The sequence below is a fragment of the Streptomyces longispororuber genome, from assembly GCF_024448165.1.
GTDB classification, from domain to species: Bacteria; Actinomycetota; Actinomycetes; order Streptomycetales; family Streptomycetaceae; genus Streptomyces; species Streptomyces longispororuber_A.
The window spans coordinates 21,166-39,500 of the sequence record NZ_JAMOLN010000084.1 but is presented as its reverse complement, the minus strand read 5'-3'; the positions used below and the strand labels follow the sequence as shown (position 1 = coordinate 39,500).

The 18,335-nt window shown below is 71.5% G+C and carries 17 protein-coding genes; 2 read left to right on the top strand and 15 right to left on the bottom strand.

From position 1 onward, the window contains the following. Positions 1-53: 53 nt before the first annotated feature. The 3 genes from M4J07_RS23335 to M4J07_RS23325 are packed head-to-tail and all read right to left on the bottom strand — an operon-like array spanning position 54 to position 2,563. Entirely contained in the window at positions 54-425 is a 372-nt protein-coding gene (locus M4J07_RS23335) for a holo-ACP synthase (RefSeq protein ID WP_255974922.1), read from the bottom strand. 28 nt (positions 426-453) lie between these two features. Next, complete coding sequence (gene glmS, locus M4J07_RS23330) at positions 454-2,301, bottom strand: glutamine--fructose-6-phosphate transaminase (isomerizing) (protein ID WP_255974921.1); 1,848 nt, start codon at positions 2,299-2,301, stop codon at positions 454-456. A gap of 22 nt (positions 2,302-2,323) precedes the next feature. Beyond that, on the bottom strand, positions 2,324-2,563 hold the full coding sequence (locus M4J07_RS23325; RefSeq protein WP_255974920.1) for a hypothetical protein: 240 nt from the start codon (positions 2,561-2,563) through the stop codon (positions 2,324-2,326). A 170-nt stretch (positions 2,564-2,733) separates the two neighbouring features. On the opposite strand from M4J07_RS23325, the gene coaA reads away from it, so the two are divergent. Continuing rightward, a complete protein-coding gene (gene coaA, locus M4J07_RS23320; protein WP_255974919.1) occupies positions 2,734-3,732 on the top strand; it encodes a type I pantothenate kinase in 999 nt (332 codons plus the stop codon). A 67-nt stretch (positions 3,733-3,799) separates the two neighbouring features. Here coaA and glmM read toward each other — a convergent pair whose 3' ends face one another. The 4 genes from glmM to M4J07_RS23300 form a co-directional block, all read right to left on the bottom strand. After that, the gene (gene glmM / locus M4J07_RS23315) at positions 3,800-5,158 is read right to left on the bottom strand and encodes a phosphoglucosamine mutase (protein WP_255974918.1); all 1,359 of its coding nucleotides are present in this window, start codon (positions 5,156-5,158) and stop codon (positions 3,800-3,802) included. 100 nt (positions 5,159-5,258) lie between these two features. After that, complete coding sequence (rpsI, locus tag M4J07_RS23310; RefSeq protein WP_111663862.1) at positions 5,259-5,774, bottom strand: 30S ribosomal protein S9; 516 nt, start codon at positions 5,772-5,774, stop codon at positions 5,259-5,261. 44 nt (positions 5,775-5,818) lie between these two features. Beyond that, entirely contained in the window at positions 5,819-6,262 is a 444-nt protein-coding gene (rplM, locus tag M4J07_RS23305) for a 50S ribosomal protein L13 (RefSeq protein WP_255974917.1), read from the bottom strand. A gap of 176 nt (positions 6,263-6,438) precedes the next feature. Further along, complete coding sequence (locus M4J07_RS23300) at positions 6,439-7,641, bottom strand: glycosyltransferase 87 family protein (protein WP_374215072.1); 1,203 nt, start codon at positions 7,639-7,641, stop codon at positions 6,439-6,441. Between the two features lie 191 nt (positions 7,642-7,832). On the opposite strand from M4J07_RS23300, the gene M4J07_RS23295 reads away from it, so the two are divergent. Further along, the gene (locus tag M4J07_RS23295; protein ID WP_374215071.1) at positions 7,833-8,678 is read left to right on the top strand and encodes a hypothetical protein; all 846 of its coding nucleotides are present in this window, start codon (positions 7,833-7,835) and stop codon (positions 8,676-8,678) included. Here M4J07_RS23295 and M4J07_RS23290 read toward each other — a convergent pair. From M4J07_RS23290 to truA, 8 genes are all read right to left on the bottom strand, one after another. Next, on the bottom strand, positions 8,629-9,198 hold the full coding sequence (locus M4J07_RS23290) for a GtrA family protein (protein WP_255974914.1): 570 nt from the start codon (positions 9,196-9,198) through the stop codon (positions 8,629-8,631). The genes M4J07_RS23295 and M4J07_RS23290 overlap by 50 nt on opposite strands. A 7-nt stretch (positions 9,199-9,205) precedes the next feature. Continuing rightward, the gene (locus tag M4J07_RS23285; protein WP_255974913.1) at positions 9,206-9,994 is read right to left on the bottom strand and encodes a polyprenol monophosphomannose synthase; all 789 of its coding nucleotides are present in this window, start codon (positions 9,992-9,994) and stop codon (positions 9,206-9,208) included. Beyond that, a complete protein-coding gene (locus tag M4J07_RS23280) occupies positions 9,991-11,307 on the bottom strand; it encodes a UDP-glucose dehydrogenase family protein (protein ID WP_255974912.1) in 1,317 nt (438 codons plus the stop codon). Before M4J07_RS23280 ends, M4J07_RS23285 begins: the two co-directional genes overlap by 4 nt. Before the next feature lie 31 nt (positions 11,308-11,338). Further along, positions 11,339-12,892: a glycosyltransferase family 39 protein gene (locus tag M4J07_RS23275; protein ID WP_255974911.1), complete on the bottom strand. Its 1,554-nt coding sequence runs from the start codon at positions 12,890-12,892 to the stop codon at positions 11,339-11,341. Further along, entirely contained in the window at positions 12,889-14,637 is a 1,749-nt protein-coding gene (locus tag M4J07_RS23270; protein ID WP_255974910.1) for a glycosyltransferase family 39 protein, read from the bottom strand. Before M4J07_RS23270 ends, M4J07_RS23275 begins: the two co-directional genes overlap by 4 nt. After that, complete coding sequence (locus M4J07_RS23265) at positions 14,634-15,641, bottom strand: glycoside hydrolase family 26 protein (protein ID WP_255974909.1); 1,008 nt, start codon at positions 15,639-15,641, stop codon at positions 14,634-14,636. Before M4J07_RS23265 ends, M4J07_RS23270 begins: the two co-directional genes overlap by 4 nt. Further along, complete coding sequence (locus M4J07_RS23260) at positions 15,638-17,248, bottom strand: glycosyltransferase family 2 protein (protein ID WP_255974908.1); 1,611 nt, start codon at positions 17,246-17,248, stop codon at positions 15,638-15,640. The genes M4J07_RS23265 and M4J07_RS23260 overlap by 4 nt, the downstream gene beginning before the upstream one ends. Positions 17,249-17,460: 212 nt before the next feature. Then, positions 17,461-18,315, bottom strand: coding sequence for a tRNA pseudouridine(38-40) synthase TruA (gene truA / locus M4J07_RS23255; protein WP_255974907.1), 855 nt, complete (start codon positions 18,313-18,315; stop codon positions 17,461-17,463). Positions 18,316-18,335 lie beyond the last annotated feature (20 nt).

Genomic DNA, 18,335 nt, shown 5'->3' with positions numbered 1-18,335 from the left:
CGCGACGAAAGGCCGGCGACGCAACCCGCACCCGCCCCCCCGCACAGGCCCAGCTACCCCTCCGCCACGACCACCGCGGAAGCGACCCCCGCGTCATGGCTCAGCGACACATGGAACCCGGTCACCCCAAGCTCCGCGGCCCGCGCCGCCACGGTCCCGGTCACCCGCATCCGGGGCTGCCCGCTCTCCTCGACCCACACCTCCGCGTCGGTCCACCGCAGCCCGGCCGGCGCCCCCAGCGCCTTCGCGATGGCCTCCTTCGCGGCGAACCGCGCGGCGAGCGAGGCGACCCCGCGCCGCTCGCCGCTCGGCAACAGCAGCTCGCCCTTCAGGAACAGCCGCTCGGCCATCCCGGGCGTACGCTCCAGCGACGCCGCGAACCGCTCGATCTCCGCAACGTCGATACCGACCCCGATGATGCTCATACCGGGCACCCTACGGCGGCCGGAGCACTCACTCCACGGTCACCGACTTCGCCAGGTTCCGCGGCTGGTCCACCTCGTTGCCGCGCGCCGTGGCCAGCTCGCACGCGAAGACCTGGAGCGGCACCGTCGCGACGAGCGGCTGCAGGAGCGTGGGAGTGACGGGGACCCGGACCACGTGGTCCGCGTACGGGGTCACCGCGTCGTCGCCCTCCTCCGCGATCACGATCGTCCGCGCGCCCCGCGCCCGGATCTCCTGGATGTTCGACACGATCTTGTCGTGGAGCACCGACCGGCCCCGCGGCGACGGCACCACCACGACCACCGGCACGCCCTCCTCGATCAGGGCGATCGGCCCGTGCTTCAGCTCGCCCGCCGCGAAGCCCTCGGCGTGCATGTAGGCGAGTTCCTTGAGCTTGAGCGCGCCCTCCAGCGCCACGGGGTAGCCGACGTGCCGCCCCAGGAACAGCACGGTGTCCCGGTCGGCCAGCGAGCGGGCCAGTTCGCGCACCGGCTCCATCGTCTCCAGGACCCGCTCGACCTCCTCCCCGCTGCGCGCCAGCTCCCGTACGACAGCGGCGATCTCGTCGCCCCACTTGGTGCCCCGCACCTGCCCCAGGTACAGCGCGACCAGATAGCAGGCCACGAGCTGCGTCAGGAACGCCTTCGTCGACGCGACCGCCACCTCGGGGCCCGCGTGCGTGTAGAGGACGGCGTCGGACTCCCGGGGGATCGTCGAGCCGTTCGTGTTGCAGATGGCGAGGACCGTCGCCCCCTGTTCGCGCGCGTGCCGCAGCGCCATCAGGGTGTCCATGGTCTCGCCCGACTGGGAGATCGCGATGACCAGGGAGCGGGCGTCCAGGATCGGGTCCCGGTAGCGGAACTCGCTCGCCAGCTCCACCTCGCACGGGATCCGCGTCCAGTGCTCGATGGCGTACTTGGCGATGAGCCCGGCGTGGAACGCCGTCCCGCACGCCACGATCACGACCTTGTCGACCATGCGCAGCACCTGCGGCGGGATGCGCAGCTCGTCCAGCGTCAGCTGGCCCTCGGCCCCGATCCGGCCCAGCAGGGTGTCCGCGACGGCCTTCGGCTGCTCGGCGATCTCCTTGAGCATGAAGTAGTCGTAGCCGCCCTTCTCGGCGGCGGAGGCGTCCCAGTCGACGTGGTAGTGGCGGACGTCCGCCGCCCGCCCGTCGAAGTCCGTCACCGTCACCGCGTCCCTGCGCAGCTCGACGACCTGGTCCTGGCCCAGCTCGATCGCCGAACGGGTGTGCGCGATGAAGGCGGCCACGTCCGACGCCAGGAACGCCTCGCCCTCCCCCACACCGACCACGAGCGGCGAGTTGCGGCGGGCGCCCACGACCACGTCCGGGGCGTCCGCGTGCACCGCGACCAGCGTGAACGCGCCCTCCAGGCGGCGGCACACCAGCCGCATCGACTCGGCGAGGTCGCCGCAGACCGAGAACTCCTCGGCGAGCAGGTGCGCCACGACCTCGGTGTCGGTCTCGGAGCCCAGGACGTGGCCCCGCTCGGCGAGCTCGGCGCGGAGCGCGGCGAAGTTCTCGATGATGCCGTTGTGGACGACGGCGACCCGGCCCGCGTTGTCCAGGTGCGGATGCGCGTTGGCGTCCGTGGGGCCGCCGTGGGTGGCCCAGCGGGTGTGTCCGATGCCGGTGGCGCCGGCCGGCAGGGGCCGGTCCACCAGCTCCTTCTCCAGGTTGGCGAGCTTCCCGGCCTTCTTGGCGGAGGCCAGCGACCCGTCCGCGAGCACGGCCGCCCCCGCCGAGTCGTACCCCCGGTACTCCAGGCGCCTGAGCCCGGCGAGGACGACGTCCAGAGCCGACTGTGAACCTACGTATCCCACGATTCCGCACATAAGCGGCAGCGTAAGCCCGCTGTCAGCGCCCCCACACGATCCGGTCCCGCGCGTCCTGCACGAGCCAGAGGTACTCGGCCTCCTCGCAGCGCGGCTTGCTGCCCATCTCGTAGAAGTCGAGGCAGTCGTCGAGGTCCTCGCCGATGTCCTCGTCGGGCAGCTCGGCGGCCAGCTCGCTGCGGACGTGCCCCGCCCACTCCTCGCTCTGCGCCGCGGCAGCGGATCTGCGCCGTACGAAACCTGGCACGCGCAGCACGGACATGACGGCTCACCTCCCGCCCCGCGGGTGCGGCTCTGCCCCACGGGTGTCCGGAACGTATCGCCGCCTCCACCTCAGGTCCATACCTGTGCACGACCTGTGACGGACGGTGTCGACACGTGGCGTGACGCACCCCACCCCCCGCCCCGTCCACACAGCCGTAACAATGGACTGTGATCTCTCCGGTCTCCGAACCCCTGCGGAGCGCCCACCGGCACAAGCCGGAGGCGACTCCCTACGTCGATCTCACCCGCACGGAATGGAGCGCGCTGCGAGACAAGACGCCGCTTCCGCTGAGCGCGGCGGAGGTGGAGCGGCTACGCGGCCTCGGTGACGTGATCGACCTGGACGAGGTCCGCGACATCTATCTGCCGCTCTCCCGGCTCCTCAATCTGTACGTCGGCGCCACCGACGGGCTGCGCAGCGCCGTGAACACCTTCCTCGGCGACACCGTGCAGAAGGCGTCGCAGGCGGGCACCCCCTTCGTCATAGGGGTCGCGGGCTCGGTGGCCGTCGGCAAGTCGACCGTCGCGCGCCTGCTGCAGGCGCTGCTGTCGCGCTGGCCCGAGCACCCGCGCGTGGAGCGCGTCACCACGGACGGGTTCCTGCTCCCCACCAAGGAGCTGGAGGCCCGCGGCCTGATGAGCCGCAAGGGCTTCCCCGAGTCGTACGACCGCCGCGCCCTCACCCGCTTCGTCGCCGACATCAAGGCCGGCAAGGACGAGGTGACGGCCCCCGTCTACTCGCACCTGATCTACGACATCGTGCCCGGCGAGAAGCTCGTGGTGCGCCGCCCCGACATCCTCATCGTCGAGGGCATCAACGTGCTGCAGCCCGCCCTGCCCGGCAAGGACGGCCGCACCCGGGTCGGTCTCGCCGACTACTTCGACTTCAGTGTGTACGTGGACGCGCGCGAGGAGGACATCGAGCGCTGGTACCTGAACCGCTTCCTGAAGCTGCGCGCGACGGCCTTCCAGGACCCGTCCTCGTACTTCAGGAAGTACACGCAGGTGTCGGAGGAGGAGGCCCTCGACTACGCGCGCACGACCTGGCGCACCATCAACCGGCCGAACCTGCTGGAGAACGTGGCCCCCACCCGCGGCCGCGCCGGTCTCGTCGTCCGCAAGGGCCCCGACCACAAGGTGCAGCGGCTGCGCCTGCGCAAGCTCTGACGCACGATGCGCGCAAGGCGCGCTTCCCTGATCGGGGAGCGCGCCTTCCGTGGGTGTCTCGTCCGGCCTAGCCCAGCGCCGACTTCACGACGTCCGCGAGCCGTCCCGCGACGCGCCGCGCCTGCTCGATGTCGGCCGCCTCGACCATCACCCGGACCAGCGGCTCGGTGCCCGAGGAGCGGAGCAGTACCCGCCCCGTGGAGCCGAGTTCGCGCTCGGCGTCGGCGATCGCCGACGCCAGCTCGGGGGACGTGGTGACCCGGGACTTGTCGACGTCCGGCACATTGATGAGCACCTGCGGCAGCCGCTCCATCACGGCCGCGAGGTCCTGCAGCGCCCGCCCGGTCTGCGCGACCCGCGCCGCGAGGAGCAGGCCGGTGAGCGTGCCGTCGCCGGTGGTCGCGTGGTCGAGCACGATCACGTGGCCGGACTGCTCGCCGCCCAGCGCGTAGCCGTGCTCCTTCATGTTCTCCAGCACGTACCGGTCGCCGACCGCGGTCTGCACGAGGTGGATGCCCTCGCGCTCCATGGCCAGCTTGAGGCCGAGGTTCGACATGACGGTCGCGACGACGGTGTCCTGGCGCAGCTCGCCGCGCTCGCGCAGCGCGAGGGCGATCACGGCCATGATCTGGTCGCCGTCGACCTCGGAGCCGGTGTGGTCCACGGCGAGGCAGCGGTCGGCGTCCCCGTCGTGCGCGATGCCGAAGTCGGCCTTGTGCTCGATGACGGCGGCCTTCAGCAGGTCGAGGTGGGTCGACCCGCAGCCGTCGTTGATGTTGAGCCCGTCGGGCTCGGCGCCGATGGTGACGACGTCGGCGCCGGCCCGGGTGAACGCCTCGGGCGAGACCCGGGACGCGGCACCGTGCGCCTCGTCGAGGACGACCTTCAGGCCGTCGAGCCGGTTCGGCAGCACGCCCACGAGGTGCGCGACGTACTGGTCGAGCCCCTCGTCGTACGACTTCACGCGGCCGACGCCGGCGCCGGTGGGCCGGTCCCAGGGAGCGCCCGTGCGGTGCTCCTCGTAGACCGTCTCGATGCGGTCCTCCAGGGCGTCGTCCAGCTTGTGGCCGCCGCGGGCGAGGAACTTGATGCCGTTGTCCGGCATGGCGTTGTGGCTCGCGGAGAGCATCACGCCGAGGTCGGCTCCCAGCGCACCGGTGAGATACGCCACCGCGGGGGTGGGCAGCACACCGACGCGCAGGACGTCGACGCCGGCACTGGCCAGGCCCGCCACGACCGCGGCCTCCAGGAACTCGCCCGAGGCACGCGGGTCACGGCCGACGACGGCGACCGGACGGTGCCCCTCGAAGGAGCCCGCCTCACCGAGTACGTGTGCCGCGGCGACCGAAAGGCCGAGCGCCAGCTCGGCGGTCAGGTCCGCGTTGGCGACACCGCGCACGCCGTCCGTGCCGAAGAGTCGTCCCACTTGGTGTCCTCCACAACTTCATGTCGTCCATAAGCCGAACGCCCCGGCGGCACGGAAGGTGCCGCCGGGGCGAACGGGAAAAACAAGCAGGCAGCGAGATTTAGCGCTTGCTGTACTGCGGGGCCTTGCGGGCCTTCTTGAGACCGGCCTTCTTGCGCTCGACCGCACGGTCGTCACGCTTCAGGTAACCGGCCTTCTTCAGCGCCGGGCGGTTGTTGTCCACGTCGGCCTCGTTCAGCGCGCGGGCCACGCCGAGGCGCAGGGCACCGGCCTGACCGGAGACGCCGCCACCCGAGATGCGGGCGATGACGTCGTAGCGGCCGTCGAGCTCGAGCACCTTGAAGGGCTCGTTGACTTCCTGCTGGTGGACCTTGTTCGGGAAGTAGTCCTCGAGCGTGCGCCCGTTGACCTTCCACTTGCCCGTGCCCGGCACGATGCGCACGCGCGCGATGGCGTTCTTGCGACGGCCCAGGCCGGCGGCCGGCTGCGGGTCGCCGAAGCGGGCGGGGTTGGACTCCGAGGTGTACTCGCCCTCGACGGGCGCGTCCGACTCGGTGGTGTAGCTCTCGACGTCGACGATCTCTTCGACCGGCGTCTCGGCGGTGGTCTCGGCCACGATGCTCCTCAGATTCTTTTCTGTCTTTGGGGGTGTGGCCGGAACTACTGCGCGACCTGGGTGATCTCGAACGGCACCGGCTGCTGGGCAGCGTGCGGGTGCTGGTCGCCCGAGTAGACCTTCAGCTTCGAGAGCATCTGACGGCCGAGCGTGTTCTTCGGGAGCATGCCCTTGATGGCCTTCTCGACGGCCTTCTCGGGGTTCTTGTCCAGCAGCTCGTCGTAACGGACGGAGCGCAGACCACCCGGGAAGCCGGAGTGGCGGTACGCCAGCTTCTGGGTCTTCTTGTTGCCCGACAGGTGAACCTTGTCGGCGTTGATGATGACGACGAAGTCGCCCATGTCCATGTGCGGAGCATAGGTCGGCTTGTGCTTGCCACGGAGGAGGGTCGCAGCAGTGGTGGCCAGACGTCCCAGGACGATGTCCTGCGCGTCAATGACGTGCCACTGGCGGGTCACATCGCCGGGCTTAGGGCTGTACGTACGCACTTCGCAGCCTTCTTCTTCAGTGGATGGGTGCTGAAACATGGCATCACTGAAGCGATCGTGCAGCTGGGGACGACAGTGCCGGGTTCAGCGCCCGTATGCCGCCCACTGGTAACTGCTCCAGGGAACCCGTGTAAGGGCGTCTCACATGAGAGCGAGCAAGCCGATACACATAACGACTAGGCAGGATACCCGCGCTGACCCGGACGGGTCAAAACGTGATCGTCCCGGGACCCCGGGACCGTGGGCGTTCCTGTCGTGCCGCGAGGTTCCAGGGTAACCGGACCCCGCCGGGCGCAGTGCAGTCCCGCGACGAGGGCGAGCCCGCACAGGGCCGCGCAGTCCAGGAACGCCCGGCGCTCCCCGGTGTCGAGCCAGGGCCAGGCCGGCCCCGGCACCTGCGGCAGCAGCACCGCCCAGAACCAGGGGCCGCGGGCGGGCGCCCCCGCCTCCAGCGCCCCGGCGAGCAGCAGCGGCACGACGACCAGGAGGTAGTGGTCGTAGGAGGGCCGGGAGACCAGGAAGGCCGAGAGCAGCAGCATCACGGCGGTCTCCACCGGCCGCCGCACCCCCTCGTCGCCCCGCCGCCACCGCCGCCGGGCGCACCACAGCCCGGCCGCAGCGCCCGCCGCCGCGACGAGGGCGGCCGCGGCGGGCGGGACGCCGAGCCGGGTGAGGACGGCCCCCGGGGACGCCTCGTAGAGCCGGACGAAGGCGTCGTCGCCGCGCAGCAGGAACGGCAGCGTCCGCGTGAAGAAGCCGGCCGGATCGGGCATCGCGAGGGCCGCGGCGGCCGAGGCCCCGGCGGGCACGGCGACCAGGGCCGCGAGTCCGCGCCACTGCCGGGCCAGGACGAAGAGGAGGGCGACCGGCGCGAGCAGCGGCTTCAGGGCGAGCGCGGCCCCGATCACGAGCCCCGCCGCGAGCCACCGCCCGCGGGTGGCGAGGAGCAGGGCGCAGGGCAGCGCGGCGGCGGCCGTCACGGTCCAGTTCGCGAGGTGCACCAGGTGCGCGAAGGGCGCGGAGCCGAGGGCGAGCGCGAGCAGCCCGGCCACGGCGAACCGGCTGCGCCACGCGACCCCGTACACGCGCAGCGCGCATGCCCACCCGGCGACCAGACCACCGGTCACGAGCACGGGCACCGCGACCCGCAGCACACCCGTCGGCGCCAGCGCCTGCGGCACCGCGGCGAGCACGGCGCTCGGGAAGTAGAGGAAGTGCGGATCGGCGTACGGCGATCCACCGGCCAGCCAGAGCCGGGCCGCGTGGACGACGATCCGGTTGTCGACCCCGCTGCCGGGCGACTTGAGGGCGGCGTGCACGGGGATCACGGCGAGCACGAGGGCGAGGACGGCGCGGGCGGCCCCCGGGGCGGGCCGCAACAACCAAGCAGCCAAGGGAGATTGGGCCGTTTTCATGCGGTTCACGTTAGGGCGGTGCGACCGGAGGGCCCGGGAAGGGCGCGGGTGGGCGCGGCGGAGCCGTACCGGTACCGCATCGCCACCGCATCGGCACCGGATCGGGACCGGACGGGGACGACAGCCCCGCCTGCGCCCCGTCTAAGATGCGCGACATGAGTTTCGGGCAAGGGGGACCCCAGTGGGGCCCGGGTGACAACGGAAACGCCCCGGACTGGGCGGCGCTCGCCGAGGCCTCCGAGGCCCGCGCGCGCAAGAAGCGGCTGATGATGATCGGCGGCGCCGTCGTCGCGACGCTCGCGGTCGGCTCGGTCGTCGCCTGGGGCATCGTCTCGGCGAACAAGGACACCGAGGCCGGGAACAAGCCGGCCGACCAGCTGCCGAGCACCGCGGACATCCCCAGCGCGGGCAAGACCCCGGGCCCGTCCTTCGCGGAGACCACGCCGCCGCCCCCGCTCGACCCGAACGACTTCATCGACAGCGCCGCCAAGGACAAGGCCCCGCTGAACCAGGACACGCTCTTCCCCGGCAAGACGCTCACCGTCGGCGACCGGGTCTACAAGAAGGGCGCCACGACCCGCACCACGGACTGCGCGTCCGCCGCGCAGAAGGGCCTGTCCGGCGTCCTGAAGAAGAACGACTGCACCCAGCTGATCCGCGCCACCTACTACAAGGGCGGCTCCGCGGTCACCATCGGCGTGGCGGTCTTCGACACCAAGGCGCAGGCCATGAAGGCCAAGGAGCAGTACTCGGACGGCACCGTCGTCTCGCTGCCCGGCGGCGGCGTCCCCACGTTCTGCCGCACGACGGTGTGCCGGGCGACGGCGAACGCCTGGGGACGCTACGCCTACTTCACCAACGGCGGCCTCACCAACGGCAAGGACGCCACCAAGAAGGACACCGTCATGTTCACCCTCGGCGACGACCTCCAGCAGTTCACGTTCGAGCAGATCAAGAGGCGCGGCGAGACACAGGCCTCGGCGGCCGCGACGGCGGGCTGACCGTCCGCAGCGTCAGCGTCTGGTCGACCTGCTCCACGAAGGCGGCCGTGTCGAAGCCGTGCGCCGGCACCGCGGCCGCCTCGGGTGCGCTCTTGAACACCCAGGTCCGGTACGACCAGAAGCGGAACAGCGTCGCGACGCCGATCCCGCCGAACTTGAAGAAGTTGCTCCACAGGGCGTCGTGCAGGCCGAGCCCGTACGTCGCCCCGTAGAGCACCCCGTTCTCGATCAGCAGCCCGACGGCGCTGAAGAACGCGAACAGCGCCATCTCGCGCCGCTTGCTGCTCACCGTCTCCCGGTCCCGGTACGTGAAGTACCGGAACCCGATGTAGTTGCCGACGATCGCGACCGCGGTGGCGGCGACACCGGCGCGCACCGTCTGCAGGTCCGTGGTCCAGCGCAGCAGGTTGAACGCCACGAGGTTCACCACGATGCCGAGCAGGCCGACCGCCCCGAACTTGGCGATCTCGGCGTAGAGCCTGCTGAGCGCGGACGGGGCGCCCCCGTGTCTCCCGGTCATCGACGGCTCAGAGCCCCCGGTAGCGACGGCGCAGCCGCAGCGGGATCATCGCCGACTCGACCTGCGTGGCGAGGCTCATCTTCGACTCCCCCTCGGTCCGCTCCTCGAACCGGATCGGGATCTCGACGACCTCACAACCCCCGCGCACGGCCTTGTACTTGAGCTCCACCTGGAAGCTGTAGCCCGCGCTGTCCAGGGACCGCACGTCGACGGCGGCGAGCACGTCGGCGCGCCACATCGTGAACCCGGCCGTGAGGTCGGAGATCTGCCGGGTGCCGAGCACGGTGCGCGCGTACCCGTTGGCGAACCGGGACAGCGCCTTGCGGTGCCAGCCCCACTCCTCGTCGAGCGAGCCGCCCTCGACGTACCGGCTCCCGATGACCAGCCCCGCCCCGGACTCCTCGGCCGCCGCCAGCATCCGCGGCAGCGCCTGCGCCGGGTGCGAGCCGTCGGCGTCCATCTGCACCACGTACGCCGCCCCCTCGGCGACGGCCGCGCTCATCCCGGCCGCGTACGCCCGCCCGAGCCCGTCCTTCTCGACCCGGTGCAGCACGCTCATCCGCCGCTCGCCGTCCGGCAGATCGGCGTTGTACTTCTCCGCGAGCTCCTCCGCCAGCCGGCCCGTGCCGTCCGGGCTGGAGTCGTCCACGACCATCAGCCGCAGCCGCGGAACCGGCTGCCCGAGGACCAGCTCGGCGATGCGCGGCAGATTGGCCGCCTCGTTGTAGGTGGGCATCACCACGGTGACCCGGGCGTCGGATCTCCCCAGATCCGCGCTGCCCTGTGCGTACGTCATCTCTTTCCCTCCCCACCGGGCGCGGACCTGCCCAGCGCCCGGAAACTCCAGCCCGCCGCGGCCCATGCGGCCGCGTCGAGCACCCCCCGCCCGTCCACGACGCACGGCCGGGAGACCCACTGTCGTGCCTGCCGCGGATCCAGGGCCCGGAATTCGGCCCACTCCGTCAGGTGCAGCACGACGTCGGCCCGGCGCAGCGCGTCCTCGGCCGACAGGGCGTACCCGAGCAGCGGGAACGCCTTGCGGGCGTTGTCCATCGCCTGCGGGTCGTAGACCGTGACGTCGGCGCCGTCCAGCTGGAGGCGCGCGGCCACGTTCAGCGCCGGCGAGTCACGGATGTCGTCCGAGTCCGGTTTGAACGCGGCGCCGAGCACGGCGACCCGGGCGCCCATGACCGACCCGTCCGGTCTCCCGCACAGCTCGCGGGCCAGCTCCACGACGCGGTCGCGGCGCCGCATGTTGATCGCGTCGACCTCCCGCAGGAAACCGAGCGGCGCCCCCAGCTCCGCCGCGCGATGCGCGAAGGCCCGGATGTCCTTGGGCAGACAGCCGCCGCCGAAGCCGACGCCGGCGCGCAGGAACTTCGGCCCGATCCGGTCGTCGTGCCCGATCGCCTCGGCGAGGACCGCGACGTCACCGCCGGCCGCCTCGCACACCTCGGCCATCGCGTTGATGAAGGAGATCTTGGTGGCGAGGAAGGCGTTGGCCGCGGTCTTCACCAGCTCCGCCGTCGGGAAGTCGGCGGTCACCACCGGCGTCCCGGCCGCGAGCACCGGCGCGTACACCTCGCGCAACAGCGTCCCGGCCCGCTCCGACTCGACCCCGAACACCAGCCGGTCCGGCCGCAGCGTGTCCCGCACGGCGAAGCCCTCGCGCAGGAACTCCGGGTTCCACGCCACCTCCGCGTCATACGCGTCCGCGAGCCGGCGGGCCGTCCCCACCGGCACCGTCGACTTGCCGACGAGCAGCGCGCCGGGCGCCGCGTGCCGGGCGATACCGGCGAAGGCCGCGTCGACGTACCGCAGGTCGGCGGCGTCCGAGCGCGGGCTCTGCGGCGTCCCGACGCACACGAAGTGCACCTCGCCGAAGGCCCCCGCCTCCTCGTACGAGGTGGTGAAGCGCAGCCGGCCGGAGTCCAGGTTCCGCCGGAGCATCTCCTCGAGTCCCGGTTCGTGGAACGGCGTTCGCCCCGCCGCGAGTGCGGCGATCTTGTCCGCGTCGACGTCGACCCCGAGCACCTCGTGCCCGAGCTCCGCCATGCAGGCGGCGTGGGTGGCACCGAGGTAGCCGGTGCCGATGACGGTGAGCCGCATGGAGCGGCCTCCTTCTCACTCTTGTCCGCTGCTACGCGCGTTCCAGCACCCGCACCAGGACGTGGTTCAGCTTCACAGTGCGCACGGCCTTGAAGTCCTTCTCGAGCAGGGCGGCCGTCTTCTCGTTCATGCCGGTGAGCGGCGGGCGCCCGTCGGCGATCGAGGAGACCAGCCAGATCCGGTCGACGCCGGTCAGACAGCGGGCGGGGCGGGAGCACTCGGTCGCGCCGTACCCGCCGTTCTGCTGCGGGGTCCACTCCATGAGCACGTCCTTCGGGGCCTTGCGGTCCCGCAGCTCGTACGCCATGGCCCGGCGCTCCGACATCCCGCCGTTGAAGACCATCCCGTCGCCGGACCGCTGCCCGGCCGCGACGACATCGGCCGCGGCGCGGTAGTCCGGCTCCGTCGGCAGGTCCTTCTTGGCGTCGGCGATGCCCGGCCACGCCACGTACGCGTATCCGGCGACGACGGCCGTGACCAGCACCGCGCCGAGGACCTGCGGGCCGGCGCCGCGCCGGGCCCCCGGTTCGAGCCGCCCGGCGAGGCGCGTCACTCCTGCGGCCACGAGCAGCGTCCAGGCCGGGATGGTGAAGAGCAGGTACCGCGGCAGGAAGAGGTGCAGCTGGTTGGCCGTCAGGAAGGTGAGGACCGGGGGCAGGACGGCCCAGGCGGCGAGCAGCACCGCGTACCGGCGGGCCGCCAGCAGCCCGATCAGGCCGAGGCCCATCACGAGCGCGCCCGTGGTCCACGAGCCGAACAGGGTCTCCGGGAAGTCCGTGAGGTCCTTGGTCGTCGTGACGTTCCAGGCGATCTGCCCGCTCTGGCCGCTGCCCTGCGCCACCATCGGGAACGTGATGGAGAGGCCGAGCAGGACCGCGCCCGCGAAGGCGTAGCCCGCGATGCGGTCGCCGCGCCGTTTGGCGAGGACGACGAGCCACAGGTGCCCGGCGAGCACCGACATCGCCACGAGGTGGCTGAAGCCGGTCGCCGCCACGGCGAGGGCGTACAGCGTCCACGGCTTCAGGCCAGGACGGTCGAGCGCGCGCAGCAGGAGCAGCGTGGCCAGCAGCGCGAACATCGTCGCGAAGGCGTACGGCCTGGCCTCCTGCCCGTACCGGGTGACCGAGGGCACCACGGCGAACAGCAGTCCGGCCAGCAGTCCCGTGCGGACGGCGAACATCCGCCGCCCGACCAGCCCGATCAGTCCCGCCGAGACCGCCGTGGCGGCCGCCTCCGGGACCCGCAGCATGGCGGGCGAGTCACCCGCGACCATGATCCACAGGTGCATGGCCGCGTAGTACGGCGTGAAGACGACGTCGATGTGGTCGATGAGCAGGCCGAGGTCGTGCCAGGACAGCGACGACGCCCACCAGGTGGCGTGCTCGTCGCGCCACAGCTGGCGGTCGCCCAGCCCGGGCACCACACAGGCCAGCGCGACCAGCGCGGGCAGCAGGAACGCGAGCCACGCGGAGCCCGCCGGTCCGTCCCCCGCCGCCGCACCGGCGCGGCGGCGCTCCGAGCGCGTGCCCGTAGCGGGTTCCCGCTCGGCCGTCGCGTCGGCCGCCGGGGGCGTGTACGCGGTCATCGCTTCACCCAGATCCGGTACGGCTCCTGCGTGCCGCCCTTGCCCGCGGGCCGCACCACGGCCAGCTGTCGGTAGTCCTCGTCACCGCGGAGCGCCTCGGGCACCGTGGCGCTGCGCAGCACGATCGCGTCGTAGGAGTGCTTCTCCACCGCCGCGGACAGGGCAGCACCCCGGTCCGCCTGGTGCCACTGCCCGGGCCGCGTCTGCGCACGCAGGTAGTACGCGGAGATCTCCGGGTCGTCGCTCAGATAGCTGCCCTTGTCGTCCACGACGTCGCGCAGGGCACCGATCACGGCGGCCGAGTCCGGCGGCCGGTACAGCTCGCGGGTCTGTGCCATGCCGATGACGAGGGCGGCGACGTAGACCATGATGCCGATCTGCGGGTACCGGAAGTGGGCGCCCATCATCCGGGAGACGCCGAGGCCCGCCATCGGCACCGCGAAGAGCAGCCCGAAGCCGACGTGGATGTGCAGCGAACTGCCGTTGCCGAGCCAGGCCTGGTAGAGCGGGGCGAGCAGCGGCGTGGCGCACATGGTCAGCCCGAGGGCGGCCCGCCGGACCGTCCCCTGCACCGCGCCCCCGGCCCACGGCATCTCGCCCATCCGCGCCCGCCGGACGTAGCCGACCGCACCGATGACCGCCACGAGCAGGGCGACCCCGCTCCACTTCGCGCTCTGCTCCAGGAGGCCGAACGCGCTGTCGTCGCCCAGGGCCCGCCAGCCGCCCGGCATGCCGACGAGCCGCACGCCCACGGCACACAGCGCACCCGTGGCCACGGCGAACAGACCGCCGCGTGCGAACGCGCCGATGCCGCGGGACCGGTGGGCGGTGAGGACGGCGAGCACGGTGAGCGTCGGCAGGTAGAGCGCGGCCGAGTACGCGGCGAACGGTGCGAGGGCCGCGAACGGCGCCGCCGGGAGCACCGCCAGCGGGCCCGCCTGCCGGGTCCTGGCCAGCAGCCACAAGGACGCGGCCAGCAGGAACAGCGACAGCGAGTGGGTGGAGGCGTACCGGCCGGTGAAGGCGGTCGACTCCAGTACGGAGTACACGGCGGCGGCCGCGAGACCGGCCCGCGCGTTGAACAGCAGCCGCGTCGCACCGAACAGCAGCGCCGTCGCCCCGAGCGCCCACGCCAGGCTCAGCGACCGGGCCCCGGTCAGCCCGAACCGGGAGATGAGACCCGACAGTTCACCGTCGGACATCAGGAACTTCGCCTCCTGGGCGAAGGCGCTCCCGCCGAGCCGGAACGACAGCCCCGCCTGCACCAGCAGGATCAGCACGAGGGCACCCCGGCTGATCCACGCCGACCGGCTGTTGTCGACCGACCAGGACGACACCGGGACCTCGGGCAGCACGTAGCCGGGGTCCGGCTCCGGCTCCGGCTCGGGTTCCAGGACGGTGTACTCGGGGACGTAGTAGTCCGCGTACTCGGCGTCCTGGTCGACGTCGTAGAGCGGCGGGTACTGCTGTGCGGCGGACTGGCCGTAGTGCCCGTACTGGCTCTGGCCCGGGGCCGTGGCGTACTGCTGACCGGCGTACTGGCCGAACTCCTGCTGCCCGTAGGACTGCTGGCCGTGATCCTGCTGGGCGTAGTCCTGCTGCCCGTAGGTCTGCTGCCCGTACGCCTGTTGCCCGTAGGCCTGTTGCCCGGCCGTGGGCTGCTGCGGGATGTACACCTGCGGCTGCTCCTGGTGCGGCGGGTAGCCCCGGGGATCCGGCCGGCCGCTGTGCGGTGGAGTGCTCATGGGCGCGGCACCTCGAAGCCGAAGGCGTCGTCCGCGATCAGGCGCTTGAACTCGGCCAGCGCGAGCGGACTGCTCTGGATCCGCCAGTCGGCGCGCTTGGGGATGTTGAACCACAGGAAGCCGATGACGTCGTCGTCCTGCCTGACCCCGTCGAGCAGCGCACGCACGTCGGCCCGCCGCCGGTCACCCGGTTCCGCCGAGGTCTCGCTGATCAGCACCGGCTTGTCGGTGAACCCCTCGATCTGCCGGCGGGACGGCCCGTACAGCGTGTCGAAGGTGTGGGCACCGGTCGTCGTCCAGTAGCCGACGATGCCGACCCAGTCCACGTAGGCGTCACCGGGCCAGTACGGCTTCAGCTGCACGGACCGCACCGGATTGACGACGTTCGGGCTCCACACCCAGATGACGTTGGTGGCGCCGACCTCCTGGAAGACGTCGTGGATGTGCTTCCACGCCGCGACGAAGGTCTCCGGGGTGGTCTTCTTGGTGCCCCAGGGGTACCAGTGGCCGTTCATCTCGTGCCCGAAGCTGATCGCGACGGGCACGTCCGTCGTGCGCACGCTCTCCGCGTACTTCTTGATGTACGCGTCCTGCGAGCCGTCGGCGATCTTGTCCAGGCCGGGCTTGAACGGCTCCCACGACACGTACAGCATCCCGCCGTCGTCGAACACGTTGCGCGCGCCGGGCGCGTTGAAGCCGTCGCCCCACGCGGAGTACGAGCCGACCAGGTTCGGCTTCTTGCCCACGGTCCCGGCGAAGGCGTCCACGGGCTTCATCGAACTGGGCGCGCCGTCCACGGCGACCCCGAAGTACTCCTTGTCGGGGTGGAGCAGCCCGGTCACGTCGTACGGGGCCTTCGCGGCGGAGCTACCGGAGGAGTCGGCGGCCGGCGCGTGGGCGGCCTTGGCCGCGGGGTCGTCGTCACCGCCCAGCATCCCGCAGCCGGAGATCCCCGTCAGGGCCACCAGCGCGGCGCACAGCGGAAGAAGGGCCTTGCGGTTCATGCGAGTTCACCTGCCGAGTGGTGTTCCTTGGGCTGGATCAGCGCACGGGCGACCACCAGTGCGTAGAACAGCCCGGAGGACAGGACGAGGGCGAAGTCCGGCGGGTAGCCGGTGAACAGCCGGTACACGGCCGCGCCGACCCAGACCACGGCGGTGCCGCCGCTCCAGATCCACAGACCGAGCCAGAACCGGCGGGTCTTGTTCTTCTTGGCTCCCTTGGAGCCGGTCGGCTGCCAGCCCATCCGCTGCTTGCGCAGGATGTCCCAGATGGCGAAGACGTGCGCCCAGCCGTACATCATCCGCGCGGACCACGCCTCGAGCCGGTAGGGCGCCTTGTGCCACATCGGGAAGATGAGCGTCGTGTAGACGATGCTGGGCAGCACCCACACCAGGTGCTTGACCTGCAGCATCTCGGGGCTGCTCAGCAGGAGCACGATGGGGACGAGCGGCGCGATGAAGGTGAACAGCGCCGTGTGGATGTAGTAGAAGAAGCCGGACATGTAGCAGAGCCGGCTGGAGAACCTGATCGGCGCGTCCCAGAACTTCTTGCTGCCGAGCAGCGACATCGAGCCCGAGCACCAGCGGTACTGCTGGTTGAAGAAGGCCCCGGCGGCGTCCGGACACACGCCCGTGGACAGGGCCACCGGCACGTACTTGAGGTCCCAGCCGAGCCCGCGCAGGTCGAACCCGGTGTGCACGTCCTCGGAGTGCTCGATGAGGGTGGTGCCGCCGTTGGTCTCCAGGGCGGCCCGCCGGTAGATGGCGCAGGAGCCGACACAGATCGCGCCGTCACTGCCCTGCCGCGACACCTGCACGGAGCGGTAGAAGAGCTCCTGCACGGCCCCGGCCCCGCGCTCGATCCAGTTCTGCGAGTCGAGCACCCGGAAGTACTGCGGGGACTGCACGATCCCGATGCGCTCGTCCGCCTCCATGTAGGGCAGCAGCTCCTCCAGGAGGTCGGAGCGAGGGGTGAAGTCGGCGTCGAGGATGAGGATGTACTTGCCGTCCGACTGCCCGAAGCCGAAGTGCAGGTTGCCCGCCTTCTTGAACCAGCCGCGGTTCTCCCGGGTGCCGTAGCGGAACCCGAAGTCCCGGGCCATGGCCGCGAGTTCCGGGCTGGCTCCGTCGTCGAGGACGAAGGGGACGCAGCGGCCGGGGTAGCGGTCCGCCAGCTGGCGCACGTGCGTCCAGGTGTTGTGCAGCACCTCGATCGGCTCTCCGCACACCGGCAGGAAGACGTCGACGCTGGGATACACGGGCGGCCGCCAGCCCCGCACCAGTCGCTGGTGGTGGCCGAAGTCGAAGTCGCGCGTGAAGCCGTTCACCCGCAACGACACCAGGTAGTAGACGACGGTGAAGAACAGCGGTGGAGCGAAGATCCAGGTCAGCGGGCTGGCCTTGGCGAGGGCCACCTGGCTGACGGTCAGACAGCCGAAGCTGACCACCGACGCGAGGGTCAGCACCCACAGCCGCCGCTTCACGTACGAGTACTTCTCCGCGTGCGAGGGCGGTGCGGGCAGCAGCCCGAGCGCCGGCGCCTCCGCGGTCCCACGCCTGCCACCCCGATGACCGGAACGACGCCCCCCGGCGCCTGGACCTCCGGACATGCGGGCAGAGTCAATCGACGACATGTCCACCCCCCGGGCCCGGTCAGGCCCGTACTACCCCCACTGCGCCCGGCCACCCCATGTGATCCCTTGGCCAGACCCGCGGCAGCGTAACCGAGTTACCGGGGTTAATCCCGAACAAACGTGTTACCTGAGGGTTTCCTCTCACCTTGCGGAACTCGTACAACCTTCCGCCGAGTTGGGGTGTCGTCTCAGCAGCACCCGGCCCCGGGAAGCGTCCGCCTGTTGCGCGCCTCCAGGTTCCGCGCGGCGAGCAACTCATCGGCGGGATAACCGACTTCCTCCAGCGTCAGCCCGTGCGGACGCACCACGTGCACGGCGGAGTCCCGTACCCCGGCGGCCAGCACCTTCCCCGGCCAGTCACTCCCCCGGTGCCCGTCGCCCACGAACAGCAGCGCCCCGATGAGCGAGCGCACCATGTTGTGGCAGAACGCGTCGGCCCGCACGGTCGCCGTGATGATCCCGTCGTCGCCGCGGACCAGGCTCAGCTCCTGCAGCGTACGAATGGTCGTGGCGCCCTCCCGCCGCTTGCAGTAGGCGGCGAAGTCGTGCTCCCCGAGCAGCCGCCGCGCCGCCTCGTTCATGGCGTCGACGTCCAGCGGCCAGTCGTGCCACAGGACGTGCCCCCGCAGCAGCGGATCGACGCCCCCTGGATGATCCGTCACGCGATACGCGTACCGCCGCCACACCGCCGAGAACCGCGCGTTGAACCCGCTCGGCGCCTCGGCCGCCGACCAGATCCGCACGTCCTTCGAGAGCCGCCCGGCCAGCCGCTTGAGCAGCTTCTCCGCGTGCTCGGCCCACACGTCCACCGGCAGGTCCACGTGCGCCACCTGCCCCCGCGCGTGCACCCCCGAGTCGGTCCGCCCGGCCACGGTCAGCTCGTACGTCTCCGCGGACCGGGTCACGGTCCGCAGCGCGTCCTCGATCTCCCCCTGCACGGTCCGCCGCCCGCCGGCCTGCTTGGCCCACCCGGAGAAGTCCTTGCCGTCGTACGACAGATCGAGCCGCACCCGCACGAACCCGTCCGCTACCTCGTCACTCACGCTCTGCATCCTTCATTCGC